The 14,048-nt window shown below is 62.0% G+C and carries 12 protein-coding genes; 11 read left to right on the top strand and 1 reads right to left on the bottom strand.

Features of this window, described 5'->3' with window-relative positions; genetic code table 11:
• Window positions 1-28 precede the first annotated feature (28 nt).
• The 11 genes from CO676_RS23800 to CO676_RS23750 all read left to right on the top strand — a co-directional run bounded on the left by CO676_RS23800 (window position 29) and on the right by CO676_RS23750 (window position 10,464).
• Complete coding sequence (locus CO676_RS23800) at window positions 29-460, top strand: hypothetical protein (protein WP_097522889.1); 432 nt, start codon at window positions 29-31, stop codon at window positions 458-460.
• Window positions 457-1,257, top strand: a complete 801-nt coding sequence (gene sctJ / locus CO676_RS23795; RefSeq protein WP_097522888.1) for a type III secretion inner membrane ring lipoprotein SctJ — start codon at window positions 457-459, stop codon at window positions 1,255-1,257. The genes CO676_RS23800 and sctJ overlap by 4 nt, the downstream gene beginning before the upstream one ends.
• Window positions 1,254-1,925, top strand: coding sequence for a type III secretion protein (locus tag CO676_RS23790; RefSeq protein WP_097522887.1), 672 nt, complete (start codon window positions 1,254-1,256; stop codon window positions 1,923-1,925). Before sctJ ends, CO676_RS23790 begins: the two co-directional genes overlap by 4 nt.
• Entirely contained in the window at window positions 1,922-2,527 is a 606-nt protein-coding gene (gene sctL / locus CO676_RS23785) for a type III secretion system stator protein SctL (protein ID WP_097522886.1), read from the top strand. Before CO676_RS23790 ends, sctL begins: the two co-directional genes overlap by 4 nt.
• Window positions 2,524-3,870: a FliI/YscN family ATPase gene (locus tag CO676_RS23780; RefSeq protein ID WP_097522885.1), complete on the top strand. Its 1,347-nt coding sequence runs from the start codon at window positions 2,524-2,526 to the stop codon at window positions 3,868-3,870. Before sctL ends, CO676_RS23780 begins: the two co-directional genes overlap by 4 nt.
• A complete protein-coding gene (locus CO676_RS23775; RefSeq protein ID WP_097522884.1) occupies window positions 3,867-4,349 on the top strand; it encodes a YscO family type III secretion system apparatus protein in 483 nt (160 codons plus the stop codon). Before CO676_RS23780 ends, CO676_RS23775 begins: the two co-directional genes overlap by 4 nt.
• A 3-nt stretch (window positions 4,350-4,352) precedes the next feature.
• Window positions 4,353-5,399 carry a type III secretion system cytoplasmic ring protein SctQ gene (gene sctQ, locus CO676_RS23770; protein WP_097522883.1) on the top strand — a complete coding sequence of 349 codons (1,047 nt, stop codon included), beginning with the start codon at window positions 4,353-4,355 and terminating at the stop codon, window positions 5,397-5,399.
• Entirely contained in the window at window positions 5,392-6,045 is a 654-nt protein-coding gene (sctR, locus tag CO676_RS23765) for a type III secretion system export apparatus subunit SctR (protein ID WP_014762916.1), read from the top strand. Before sctQ ends, sctR begins: the two co-directional genes overlap by 8 nt.
• Window positions 6,046-6,050: 5 nt before the next feature.
• A complete protein-coding gene (locus CO676_RS23760; protein ID WP_014762917.1) occupies window positions 6,051-6,320 on the top strand; it encodes a flagellar biosynthetic protein FliQ in 270 nt (89 codons plus the stop codon).
• Window positions 6,321-6,329: 9 nt separating this feature from the next.
• Window positions 6,330-7,151: a type III secretion system export apparatus subunit SctT gene (gene sctT / locus CO676_RS23755; protein WP_097522882.1), complete on the top strand. Its 822-nt coding sequence runs from the start codon at window positions 6,330-6,332 to the stop codon at window positions 7,149-7,151.
• Window positions 7,152-7,338: 187 nt separating this feature from the next.
• Window positions 7,339-10,464, top strand: coding sequence for a LysM peptidoglycan-binding domain-containing protein (locus CO676_RS23750; RefSeq protein ID WP_097522881.1), 3,126 nt, complete (start codon window positions 7,339-7,341; stop codon window positions 10,462-10,464).
• Window positions 10,465-10,552: 88 nt separating this feature from the next.
• On the opposite strand, the gene CO676_RS23745 is transcribed toward CO676_RS23750, so the two are convergent.
• Window positions 10,553-13,645: a LysM domain-containing protein gene (locus tag CO676_RS23745; protein WP_097522880.1), complete on the bottom strand. Its 3,093-nt coding sequence runs from the start codon at window positions 13,643-13,645 to the stop codon at window positions 10,553-10,555.
• Window positions 13,646-14,048: the final 403 nt, after the last annotated feature.

The raw sequence follows: 14,048 nt of genomic DNA, 5'->3' as shown, positions 1-14,048 counted from the left end.
CCCCTCTTTGCCAACAGGAGAAGCAATCATGACGGTTGTCCCGCCAGTGGAGACTGCCACGCTCCCAATGTCCCCTGCTCCGCAGGAGTCGGTCCCGCTCGCTTCGCAGAACCTGTTCGAGCATTCCGCGCTGAACGCCAATACGCTGCCGCACGGTGCGAGCCCGGCGGATCTCGGCCGGACGATCATCGACAAACTCGAAGGCTTCGTCGAACGGGCCGGAAAATTCGCCAGCAGGACCGGGCTTTCCGCCGAAACAGGCCAATCGCCGACATCGCCGTCTTTTGCGCCGAACGCGGCTAATGCTGAAGCGAATGTCGCACGCACGCCGGACAGCGAGGCCGGACGGCTGGTGGAAGCCTTGGGCAGGATCTTCGACCATGCGATCGAGACGCAGATGGTCGTCCGCGCTCCGACGCAATTCACCAGCGCGACGATGACGCTCACCAAAGGTCAATGAATATCTTGCTGTGTTCCCCGGCAATTGCGCGCGGACTGGTGCTCGCATTTATGGTTCTGACGCTGCAAGCCTGCAGCGTCGATCTCTACACGAACCTTGATGAGCGCGAGGCGAATGAAATGGTCGCGACGCTGCTCTCGAAGGGAATTGCCGCGGGCCGTGTCGCGCAGAAAGACGGTAAGCTGACGGTTACGGTCGATGAGGATCAATTCTCGCAGGCCGTTACCGCGCTCAACATGGCGGGTCTCCCCAAGGAAAAATTTGCCACGCTCGGCACGGTGTTCCGGCAGGAGGGGCTCGTCGCCTCGCCAGTGCAGGAACGCGCGCAGATGATCTATGCGCTCAGCGAAGAGCTTTCCCGCACCGTTTCCGAAATCGACGGCGTCCTGTCGGCCCGTGTCCACGTCGTCCTGCCCGACAACGACCCGCTGCAGCGCAACGCAATTCCCGCTTCCGCCTCCGTATTCATCCGGCACGAAGCCGATCTCGACGTCAATCCGCTGATCCCGCGGATCAAGACATTGGTCGCCAACAGCATATCGGGCCTCACCTACGAGAAGGTCTCGGTCGTGCCCGTCGCCAGCCAGCGGACGCGCGAGCCTGTTGCCGCTGCCGAGCTGACGTCCTTCCTCGGGATCTGGATGCTGCCGGCGAGCGTCGCCAAGGCCAGATTGATCTTCGGCTGTCTCCTCGGCGGCCTGCTCGCGGCGATCGGCTGCCTCGGCTGTCTGGCATGGCGAAAGCAGAGCCGGCGCCGGAAGGTCTATCCGCTGCAACCCTATGGCCCGGCGAAATGACGGGTCCTTCGCTGGCAGAGGGTTTGGCGGACGCCGATCCGGAAAGCGTTTGGGCGATTTTCCAGACGGCTCCGGCCCGCCTCGTTCACCCGCGCCATATCGTTCATGCCTATGACGAGGCGATCTCCCTCGAAGCCGCGGCGAGGCTGCAGCAATCCCGCCGGGTGCAGCGGCCGCTCGCGCGCTTGCTCTCCGAAAAATACCGGCTTCCGGAAGCCGGCTCCTGTCAGCGCCCGGCAGAGGAGGATCTCGAGCTCCTCGAACTGTCGCCCGAGCAGATAAAGCAATACAGCCGTCTGGCGGGCGCCGTGTTCTGGGGCCATGTGCTGGCCAGCGAGATCCGCAACCGCGCGGTTGCCGAGATGAAGTCGCGGATCGGCGACCTCTCCTTTCAACTCGCCGTCCACAACCGCGAGCTGGCCGCCGGCCATCTGCCACCCGGCGACCTCGATCTCTTGGTGCAGGCGATCGAAGCCGACGGCCGGAAATGCTGGGCGAGCTGGCAAGTCTCGCTGCCGGAGCCGCTGGCGGCGTGGCTGCGGCTGAGAGACGAGACCGCTGAAGGCATCGCTTTTTCCGCGCCGACCGATTCGGAGCGCGGCGCGGTGATCGTCAGGCGTCTCGTGCGGGACAAGAATGTCGGCGCGGCGTTGAGGGAGGTCCAATGAACGAGATCCCTTCGAGCCCCACCAAGAAAATTCTCCGGCAAGCCGAAGCAGAGCAGTGGCTCGAAGGCTTTGCCTTCCTGGAGGCGGCAAAAGCGGAGGCGCACCGGCAGCGCGCAGAGCTGCGCGACCTCGTCGAGAAAAGCAGGAAGGAGGGCTATGAAGCCGGGCGGGTCGAGGGCGAACGCCAGGCGGCAGCGCTGCTTCTGAGGACCACCGCCGAAGTCAACGCCTACATGGCCGGGTTGGACCGGCAGGTAGCCGAGCTCAGCCTGGCCGTCATCGAGAAACTGCTCGGCCGGTTCGATCAGGCCGAGCTCGTCGCCAGGCTGGCGCAGCAGGCGCTGCAATCGTTCCAGCATGAGCGCGACGTCACGATTACCGTTGCTCCCGCGCTTGCCGACCGTGTCGCCGAGCTCGTGCATCAGCACAGCAACAACGGCACGCTGAAGATAGCCGTTCTCCCCGATCCTCGACTGGATGCGAACAAATGCGTGCTCGCCAACGCCGTGGCCGTCGTCGATGCGGGCCTCGACACGCAGCTCTCGGTGATACGCGATGCGCTGCGCGGCGCCCAGCCCAGCGGCCCGGGCTCCGCCGCATGAACGAGCATCTCCTGACCGATCCGGGCGATCTCATCCGGCGGCTGCGAGAGCGGGCGCTCGGCAGCGAAACACGGCCCCTGCATGGCCGTGTTCGCCGGATAACCGGCGTCATCGTCCACGCGACCGCACCGATGGTGCGGATCGGCGAACTCTGCCATCTGAGGGACCCGGTTTCGGGCGCCACGGTACCGGCGGAGGTCGTCGGCTTCGAGGACGAGGAGGCGGTGCTGACGCCGATCGGCGATCTCGACGGCATGTCGACACGCGCCGAGGTCATCGCGACCGGCAAGACCCTGCAGATCCCGGTTTGCGACGACCTCCTCGGCCGGGTCCTGAACCCCTTGGGCGAAATTCTGGACTTCTCCGCCGAGCGGACACTGCCGGTCGTCACCGACACATACTACCCGACGCACCGCCCGCCGCCCCCCGCCCTTCACCGTGACCTGATCACCGAACCGCTGCAACTCGGCATTCGGGCGATCGACGGGTTGCTGACGGTGGCGCGCGGCCAACGCGTCGGCATCTTTGGCGAGCCGGGCGTCGGCAAATCCTCGCTGCTTTCCGCCATCGTCCGCGGCACCAAGGCCGACGTCATCGTCATTGGTCTCATCGGTGAGCGTGGCCGCGAGGTGCGGGAATTCATCGAGGGACAGCTCGGCGAAGAGGGGCGCCGTCGCTCTGTCGTCGTGGTTGCGACCTCCGACCGCCCGGCGATCGAGCGGGTGAAGGCCGCCTATGCCGCGACGGCGATCGCCGAATATTTCCGCGATCAGCGCCGCGACGTCCTGCTGCTGATGGACAGCGTCACCCGTTTCGCCCGTGCCCAGCGGGAAATCGGCCTGGCGGCCGGCGAGCCGCCGACGCGCCGTGGCTATCCGCCGTCGCTCTTCGCCGCCCTGCCGCGCCTCTTGGAGCGGGCCGGTCCGGGGCAAGGCGGCTCGATCACCGCCCTTTACACTGTGCTGACCGAGGGTGACGGCACGCTGGACCCGGTTGCGGAAGAGACGAAGGCCATTCTCGACGGGCACATCATGTTGAGTTCCGATCTCGCCGAGCGCAACTTCTTCCCGGCCATCGATGTCCTGAAAAGCCGCAGCCGGCTGATGGACACGGTTACCGGCAGGACGCACCGGGACGACGCCGCCCATATCCGGACGCTGCTTGCCCGTTACGAAGAGATCGAACTCCTGCTGCGGGTCGGCGAATACGAACGCGGCGCAGACGCCCTTTCGGATGAAGCGATCGACAAGCGCGACGCCATCGACGCTTTTCTGCGACAGGAGAGTGACGCGTTCTCGCCGCTGGAGGCGACCGTCGAACAATTGAAGAGGTTGGCTGCGTGACCCGGAAAGGCGATTTGCGGCAGCTTGTCGAATTGAGGGCGATGCGGATGCGGCGGGCGGAGGAGCAGGCCCAGCGCCAGCACAATCGTCATGATCAAACCGTCCGAGCACTGGAAGCGGCAAAGGCTGAAAACCTTGCCCACGATGAACAGCGCAGGCGGGAAGAGCAGGCTCTCTATTCCAATCTCGCTCAAGGGACCCTCGATCATGGCGACCTCGAACGTTATCGCGGCGCGCTGTCCGACCTGGATCACCGTGCCCGTGAGCTGGAGGAGCACATCCACGATGCGGACCGCCACGAAAGACAGGAAGGCCGCAAAAGGGAAGAACTCGCCGCCGAGTATCGGCGGAAACAAGAACTGCACGACCGCATTCAGATCCTCTGCGAGCAGAAACAGCGGAAGGCGACGAAGCGCGCCGACCTCATCAACGAGATCGAGGACGAAGAGGCGATCCGTCCAAAGGGCAGGAAGCGGTAGACGATGAGGCTGTCGACCCAGACCCCGCCCGCCCCGGACATCCGCTCGCTCACGGAGGACCCCTCCTGGCTGCCGGAGGTCGCTGCGGCACAAATCGACCTCGCCAACATGCTGTTGAGCATCCGGGGCGCCTTCCGGCTCTCACTGCCGTCTGTCCATATTGACCTCGAACCCGGCAATGGTATGCGGCGTGTGATGGATCCGGTCCAGCTGGCGTTCCTGATCGGCGCCTCGCCGGGCCGATGGCTGATTCCCGCATCCGCGCTCGACCGGCTTTCAGCGCACCTCGGAGTAAGGGGAAGCCTCGTCAACTTCACCGCCCTGCAACGCAACATCCTCCTCGAGGAGGCTCTCGCCCCCGTGCTCGAGGAACTGGAAAAGCGCATCGGAGAACCGCTGCGCCTGGAGCCGCCGGACGAGGCGGCCGACTATGCGATCAAGCTCCCCTGGACGATCGATAGCGGCGATTTTCCGCTCCCTGCCGAATTGCATTTGAGCGCCGCGGCGGCGTCGAAGATCGGCAAGGCCTTCGGCACCAGGACGAGTTTTCTGAACGAGTTCACTGATAATCTCGTCCAGCCGATCCAGCTCCGCGCCGGCGGCCAGCAACTGACCCTCCGCGAGTTCAAGAGCCTTCGCCCCGGCGACATCGTCATGTGCGAGCAAGCGGACGAGCCGTTCGCCGTCCTTGGCAACCACCTCATCGCGCCTCTGCGCCGGAGCGAAGCCGGCCTCGCCTTCGCCTCCGGCTGGCAGCCACTGAAAACAAGTTGGGAATTCTCCGCCATGTCAAAGCAGGAAACGCCTTCGTCCGAAGAGCTCGAACCGCTCGCAGATCTGCCGATCGAGCTCGTCTTCGAGATCGGCCGCGCCGAATTCCCGCTGAAGGAAATCGCCAGGATGGGCGAGGGAACGGTGCTTCAAGCCAGCCCGAGCCTTTCAAGCCCCGTCAATATCCTGGCGAACGGGCGGCTGGTCGGGAAGGGTGAGTTGATCAGGATCGGCGAGGGCCTCGGCGTGCGCGTGGTGCGGCTTTCGACCGATGGGTGAGACGACCACCAATCTCATCCCGATCATCATCATCGTCTCGACGATCGGGCTCATCCCGCTCGCCGTGGTGACGATGACCGGGTTCCTGAAAATCTCGATCGTCCTGTTTCTGATCCGCAACGCGCTCGGCATCCAGCAATCGCCGCCCAATCTGGTGCTTTATGGTGTGGCGCTGATCCTCACCGTCTATGTGACGACGCCGCTCGTCGGTGAAATGTACCGGACGCTCTCGAGCGAACAGGTCGACGTGCAATCGATGGACAGCATGGTGCGGGCGGCCGATCAGCTCAGGGCACCGCTGCAGGCGCACCTTACCCGCTACACGGATGAGAACGAGCGCCAGTTCTTCCTGCAGGCAACCGAGCGCATCTGGTCGGAGGAAGCGAGAGCCTCGGTGAAGACCGACAGCCTGCTAATTCTCGTTCCGGCCTTCGTCAGTTCGGAGCTGACCCGCGCCTTCGAGATCGGCTTCCTGCTCTACCTGCCGTTCCTGGTGATCGATCTCATCGTCTCGACCGTGCTCATGGCAATGGGGATGATGATGGTCTCGCCGACGCTGATCTCCATTCCGCTGAAGATATTCCTCTTCGTCGCGGTCAACGGCTGGTCGCGGCTGATGCACGGCCTAATCCTGAGCTATGGGTAGCGTCGATGGATCAAACCGCCTTCCTCGCCCAGATGCAGAAAGCGATGCTGACCGTGCTGATCGCCTCGGCCCCGGCGCTTGCCATCGCGATCGTCATCGGCGTCAGCGTCGGTCTCATCCAAGCGCTGACCCAGATCCAGGACCAGACGCTCCCGCAGGCCGTCAAGCTGGTCGCCGTGATGCTGGCCCTGGTCGTTCTCGGACCGGTGCTCGCCGTCCAGGTCGCCAATTTCGCCAGCAACACGCTCGACATCTTTCCGGCCTTGACGCGATAGGGGAGCGGCGTGGACTTCCTCTCCGCCACGTCCTCGCTGTTCGACGTCGTCTACCCAGTGCTCGCCGGCACCGCGATCGCGATGGCTCGCGCCCTCGGCATGATCGTCATCACCCCGGCTTTCGTGCGGCTCGGGCTTACCGGACTGATCCGCTCGGGCGTGGCCATCGCCATCGCCCTTCCGCTGATACCGAGCTTCACGGCGACGCTCGCGGAGGGACAGAGCTTCTCGACCCTGGTGATGACCGGCCTGATCCTAAAGGAAATCATTCTCGGGCTCATCATCGGCGTGGTGCTCGGCATTCCGTTCTGGGCCGCGGAAGTCGCCGGCGATCTCGTGGACCTGCAACGCGGCTCGACATCGGCGCAGCTCGTCGATCCGCTGCAGGCGACGGAAACCAGCATCGCCGGAACCTTCTTCGTTCTGACGCTGGTCGCCCTATTCTTCAAGTCAGGCGGCTTTTCCCTGCTCGCCGAAACCTATTACCGAAGCTACGAGGTCTGGCCTGTCACTAGTTTCGCACCAAGCCTCGGTTCCGGCGCAGCCGAGGCCGTGCTCGCCATTCTGGACCGGGTCATGCAAATCGGCGTTCTCCTGATTGCGCCGATCGTGCTCGCTCTGCTCATTGCCGATCTGATGCTTGCATACCTGTCACGCATGTCGCCGCAGTTGCATGTCTTCGATCTGTCGCTGGCGATCAAGAACCTGCTCTTCGCGATCCTGATTGTGCTCTATCTCAACTATCTCCTGCAATACATGGTTGCGGAGCTCGCCATCCTGAAAGAGGCCCCGGCAATGCTGCGCGGCCTCCTCGGGACGACGCCTGAATAAGGCTTCGCGCCGGCCCACAAAATCCAGTCCCTGTCATCAAACGATTAAGCAGGCCCGCCATAGTGGCCCGCGCGCGCTGGCGCGCAACCGACCAGCGTCTTGATTTCAGAGACCATTCTTCGCTTTCCGCGCCATTCGCCGGATGTGCACCTCTCGCGCGCCGCATAGAGCCGAGGAGACCCCGCCCATGTCCTATCGCATCGATATCGACGGCAAGAACCGCTACGACGCAAACGGCGGTCGCGCAACGTCCGTCTCCGAAGAGCAGCGGCGCTTCTTCATTGAGCAGATCAACCAGGCCGTGCGCGAGCGGGCCGAGGCCGGTGGGCCGAGGACGATCGATCCTCTTACCGAGAAGGCGATCGTCGTCGAGAAGGGCGACAGTCTTTCGGAGATCGCTGAGGAGAACCATGTCAGCCTGGACGACCTCATGGCCGTCAACCGCATCAAGCTGACGGCGAACTCGGCGGCGATCGACCCCAATGACGTGGTGATCGTGCCGCTCGCCTCGCCCGAGCTTGTCGCGCAAGGCCCGGTGGACGGCAAGGGCGTGCCCAAGGGCGAGGCTGCGTTCATCGATGATCTCTATGGCCGCGGCAACAAGCTCGCCTATGCCGACGACCCTTCGAAAATCGACTACGACGCCGAAGGCAAGGACATGCAGCGCGACGTCGGAGCCTATCTCGACAACCTGCCGCAGGCGGAACGCCAGACCGCCGCTCTCCGGCTGATGAACAGCGATTGGCTGGATGCAAGGCCGGCCGGCAACGCCGTCAAGGCAGCAATCGAGGAGCGCGGCCTGAAGACGAACGGGGAAGCGGTGATAGCGGACGAGATCTATGATCGCGGCAATCGGATCCAGTATTCCGACGATCCAAAGATCGACTATCAGGCGAAGACCGGCGAGATCGCCAAGGACGTCAGAAGCTATATCGACAAGCTACCGGAGAAGGAGCGATCGGAGACGCTGCAGCGCCTCTACGACCGCGACTGGACCGATGCGGCGCCCGCCCAGGCGGCGATCGAAAACACGGCGAAAGCGCTGAATGTCAGCTTGCGTCCCTCGACGCATGCCGGCGTCGACGTCGAAGACAAGGCACGCGAGATCATCGACAACGCAAACGCCGCTGGCGGGCCGGATGAAGCGTTCCGCAAGCTCGCTTCGGGCTATGGCTCGGCCACGCCGGAGGTCCAGCGCGTCCTCCTGCGCTCGGAGGACGCGAAGGCTTTGATCGACCGGGCGGCAAACTGGGCATCGGAGCCGCTCGCCAACTATCAGCCAGAAGAGGCTTTGAGCGATCAGGGCGATGCTGCAACGACGATGGCCAATCTCGAGCGGCTGACCGCCGGCGTCGATCCGCGGCTGGCGGTCGACCTCGTCTCTTCCGCGATGCCGACCATGGAAGCGGCAAACGTCAGGAAGCAGGAAACGATCGGCGCCGACCTGATCGGAATGAACGGCCAGGCGAACATGATGGCGATCATCGACCGCATCGGCGACAGTCCGGGTGCCGATCAGATCGTCGAGCGCTTTGCCGAGATCGGTGGCTACCACCCGAACTCCATCCCTGTGGCGATCAGCAACGGCTCCCGCCTCGACTATCCGATCGCTGTCGGCGCCAAGAGTGCGGCGGCCTCACCCGACTTCGTCGTCGAGAACATCGTTCCAAACGTCAAGCAATATGCCTCGGCCAAGGTCAACCAGGACGTCATCGCCTATTCGGCGCATATGCAGGAGCTTCAGTGGCTAGTTTCCAACCACGGAGGGACAATGACCCCCGAGCAGCTCACCAAGGCGGTCGAAGACTACAAGAAGGAAAAAGGCCCAGAATGGGCCAAAACGGAGCAGCGCCTGGAAGACAACATCGCCACGAGCGGCGAAAAATTGCTGCATCAACTGACGGCGCTCGGCAATCTACCGCCGGAACTTGCCTCACAGCAGCAAGCCGTCAACGACGAGATCGGCAAGATCCTGTCGGACGAAAAGACTGCGATGGCCATCGAGATCGCCATGAAGAAGTATCCAGCACTCATAGACAATCCGGCCGTTCTGAACCTGATGGGCTACCAAGCCCGCCTGACCGACCGGGGCAGAAAGCTCGCCGAAGAGGCTACGACCCAGATCATCCGCCACAAGGTCCTGCCGTCGTTTCCCGAGCTGCAGTCCGGCGGCCCGGCAGGCCTCGGCAAAGCCAGGGCCAGCCTGGAGGAGCTTAAGGACGGCAAACTCTCGCAGATGCTCGGCATTCCCAAGGCCGACATGGATCGGGCGATCGACGCAGTCGGCAAGTCCTTGCCCGAACCGGGCGAGACGGTCGAGCAATCCCGAGCAAAGATGGCCACCCTCAACGGCGATCTGAACGACCTCAAGAGTTCTAGCGGCGTCAGGTCCTTCGCCAACACGACCGGACCGGGTCAGATGCTCCGCCTGATCGGCGTTGCGGCCACCGGAGCGAGCATTTCAAATTCGGCGACCGTGGCGCAGAACAACCCCACGCTCAGAAACAATCTGAAAGTGGTGATCGATGCGGTCGGGCTCGGCCAGCGAACGGTGGAGATACTCGGCGGAATGGACCACCTCAACGCCGACTCCGCCGCCGTCAAGCATTTCGGCAGCAGCAGCCGGCCGGCGGTCAAGTTTCTCGGCGCGCTGAGCGGCGGCTTCGATGCCTGGGTCGCCTTCGACTACTTCAAGGCCGGCGACCCGCTGATGGGCAGCCTTTCAGCCGCGGCGGCGGGTGGAACCATCATGGCGGCGCTCGGAACCGGTACGATGTTCGGCCCGGCCGGGCTGGTCATCGTCGGCGCCGCAGTGATCGGCCAGATGATCGTTACCGACACGCGCGATTCGAACAAATACATGACCGACACCTCAAAGCGTTTCCTCGCCCATTCCGACCTCAACGAAACCGCTGCCGGCGCGCTCGTCGACCAGAGCGGCGATGGCCATAGCCCGGTGCCGATCCTCGCCAGATACGCGGAACTCAAGGGCTATCGTCTCGACCAGCCGGCCGACCGCCAGCAGTTCATCGACTGGCTGAACGGCATTGCGAAGGAAGGGCTGGAGACGTTGCGCGACAATCTACACCATGCGCTCGATGCGTTCGGTGGCGACCCGGCGAAATTGGCTGCGACCGCCGGTTCGGACGAAAGCTACACGGACACGACACGTCTGAACGAGCGCTATGTCAGCGGGCAGGTCTATATACCGAGCCTGGCCGACAAAATCAGAAACGGCGATGCCGCTCCTGCGTCGGCAAAACAGATCGATGTGGTCCTCGCAGAATTGGGAATTGGAATTCCGGTGGCCTGAAGTCTCGTTTCTTTGGATCGGAGGGGCGCCGCCAGGCTGGACGGCGCCCCTTGGGACAATATGGCGGTCACTGCAAATACAAAAAGCATCAACTCGTCAGAACGAGATTTTCGCGAGTCCATTCGGCCAATTCCGGAATAGTGCGGGGGCGACCAAGTGATGGATCACGGTAAATCGTTTCGCCATCGGGCAACTCCAAATTCTCCAGCCGCTTGGGAGCCGTCGTCGGATAGGTCCCATTTTTATCCGGTTTGGTTTCGTGAACGCCCGCCACGAATTCTCTTAGCTTCGCCATGTCCTTGGTCGCTCGCAGACTTTCGGTAAGGGCCTCGGGCGTCATGCCCAGTTCCTTGGCGAGAGGCTCGATGACGGAACCGACACTGTTTCCATCCTCGTCGTGATTGGAAAGTAACTTCGCCGCTTCCTGTCCGAATCCGGCCTTAATGAGGAATTTCTCGGTCGGGCCTTCGTAGTAACTTGCGATCTTGCCTCTGCGGTAATCGTTATAGATAGCCTCGCCGATGATGCCGACAGCCGCGAGGCCAGCCCCCCACAAACCGGCCTTCGGTGACTTCATCAGCGAGAGAAACGTTCCGACGGTGGTTGTCGCAGCGAAGGCCGAGTTTGCCCATTTGCCCTTCGCCGCATAATCGAGAGTATAGGCGACCATCAACGCTCCGCCGGCGCGGTCAAAATACTTGGAGAACCATCCCCACTTCGAGGTGCCGCCGACTTCGGCAAATCGCGTGGCTCGGTCCAGGAAGCCGCCCTTTGCGACGGTGCCACGTTCGATCAGCGAACGAACGCCGCCGGCGGACAGTTGAGCTGCCTCCTGCGCGATCCCGGCCGTCAGCCAGACGCCGAACGACTGGGTGAGGAGGCCAGGTGTGGCGAAATTGTCCTTCGCGCTCCCCAGATAGAGGAGACCCTGAACCGCGGCCAATCCCTTGCCGAAGCCGGACGTCGTGGTTATGCCGGCGCGGGGATCGAATTTCGATCCATCGAACGCCTTGCTGAGACTTTCGATTGCAGCCTTGCGCGCCTTCGGGTCGGTTGAGGCGTTGGGCCCGTGGAGAAGCAGGGATGCGCTTTGTGCCAGCTTCGGATCGTACTGACCGGGACTCATGCGCTTAGCCGTTTCGATGCTGCCTGGAGTCGGTGGCTTGTAGGCCTTGTTGCCGCCAAGGGCCTCATAGGCAGCCACTGTTCTGTGCATGCCGATGATAGCCCGACCGGACCAGTACAAGGTGGGGGCGGCGGGAACCGCTTCGGTCTCTGGCTTCGCGGTTGCCTCGATGTAAGCCTTGCCCATTTCCGTCCAGGCCTGTTCGCTATTGCTCACCGCGAACTGACTTTTCTCGTCCTGTTCCAGATGGTTGGTGGCCTGCTTGTAGCGATTGAAGCCATCGAGCCCTTTCAGGTCTTTCAGACTCCCTTCGGCCTCGTGGAGCGCACTGAGGGTGCGGAATATGCGCGCACCCTGGTCGTCCATCTTGTCTTTGCTGCCCCTGTTTTTGGCAATCGAATCGTCGAGCCCATCGGTCAACTGCTTGGCAGAGAGCGACGATTTCCAGTCATTGGCGACAACGAGGTGATCCTTGGCGAATTCGCCAACGGCATTCTGACTGTTCTTGGTCAGGTCATCCGTGCCTTTGATCACAGCATCGAAGACGGCATTGGCGCCGCTGAGATTGCCGGATTTGTTGAGCTCCTTGACCACCGCGAGACTCAAGGTCGGGTCGTTGCCGCCCGCGATGGCCTTGCGGAATGGGTCGCCAGCGGCCTGCGGGTCGGCAGGTTTGATCTCCGGGTAAGGGATGCCGATTTCCTTGCCGATCTTCTTCTTGTCTTCGAGCGAGAAGGTTCTTGCCTTTTCGGGAAGCTTGGCTTCCCAATCCGAAAACGTCTTGTCGGTCGTGTCCTTTACGGCTTTGGCAATCGACTTTGCGCTGTCATCGATGATCTTGGCGCCGCCAGGAGCCTTCGAGATCCTACCGAGGGCTTCGGAATAATGCGCGATCGTATCGTGCTGCGCCATGTTCCGCGACAGGTTGACTTCCTGGTTAACGTAGCGACCGGCCAGACTGTCGGGAAGTGCACCTGAATTGATCGCCGTTTGCTGACCGATCGTCTGCTGGATGACATCCAGCACCTTTGTGTCCTTCGTCCCAAACGCCTCGGTCGGTTGATTTGCTTGCTGGACAATCAGAACCGCCGTTTCGTCGGTGACGTTCTTGGTCACTTCGTCGAGCACCTTGGCAGCTCGGGCCGCACCATCCTCTTTCTTGAACTGTGTGGCGTCCTCGCCATCGAAGCCCTTGAAATCGTTCTTGCCTTCGCGGAAAGCATCCTGCACACGTTTGGCCGGTCGGTTGACCAGAACCTCTCGTCCGCTGGCATCGAGCGCCTCGAGAAAGCCCTTGTCCGTCGGACCAAAGGCTTTCAACGTTTCCCGGGCACTGTTGATCGCAGCTTCGCCGCCATCGGGTGCATTCTTGGCAAGTTTTTCGAACTGACCGGTAAGTTCGGTTTGGACCTTCTGCCATTCTGCAGGGTTTTGCTGCGCTGCCGTCACCAGCTTGCTGATCGGCTCGAAAACAGCATTCAGATTAGTCTCCACAGATTTCCGCTCGCCCTGCACGAGCTTCTTGTATGCGTCCGTGTCAGGGCCGAGCGCAATGAGGTCCGCCTCTCGTTGATCGAGGGAGGCCTTGAGCTTCTCGGGCGTGTAGGCCTGGTTCTTGCCGGCCGATTGAAGGTCCGTCTCGATCGCGAGCGTCAGCGCCTTGGTCTTCTCGTCTTTATCAGCCGGGCTCGAAGCCTTATCGATGTCCGCATGCAGATCCTTGATGGTCTCAAGGCTCGTGCGCCGCTCTTCACTCAATATCCGCAACGACTCGCCTTCGCTAATGACGTCCGGGTTACGAATGGCTGGATTCGTCAGCAGGATATCGGGGATGCTCTGCTCGTAGAGCGGCGCAATACCCGTAAGCGTTTCGTCCCTCTTGATCTTGTGATCGACGCGACCGTCCTGCTCTTTCTCAGGATTGCCCTGCGGCACCAATGGCTTTTTGGCTTTCTGTACGGCGTCTGAAAACTGGCTCGCCTTTGGATCATGCAGGTCAGCCGTATTGCGATGAAACGATGTGCGCAAAAGACGATTGAAGTCGAAAATGCCCATGCTGTCACCTCCCGCAACTGTCACAAAAGCGTCGGAGGTTTATCAAACGCTCGCACCAGTGGCAAATGGCATTGTAGATGCTGGAAGATTTTTTAAGAACTACCCGCCTCACTTGAGCATTTTCTGCAGTCATTCTTATAACGAAAATTAGGTAGTGCTGATCGTCCGTCAAACAATTTTGTACGCTCCGCAGCCGTGCACGCATCTCTATTATTTCATTACTTTACGCAATTTACTAAAAGAGCTAATTCGAATATATATGATGCTGGCTTTTAAGCATGTCGTGCTCAGGGCGATGACGTCCCCTGGCCCTGTTCCTGCCAGACCCAATTGCAGGTGCGGCGCCGGGCGAGCCAGGCTGAGCCTGCACGCGACGGAAAATCGTCAGGGCAATTTCCTTCAA

This window comes from Sinorhizobium sp. BJ1 (assembly GCF_002531555.1).
Taxonomy (GTDB): Bacteria; Pseudomonadota; Alphaproteobacteria; order Rhizobiales; family Rhizobiaceae; genus Sinorhizobium; species Sinorhizobium fredii_B.
The sequence above is the reverse complement of the archived record's forward strand: the minus strand, read 5'-3'. Positions and strand labels throughout refer to the sequence as shown.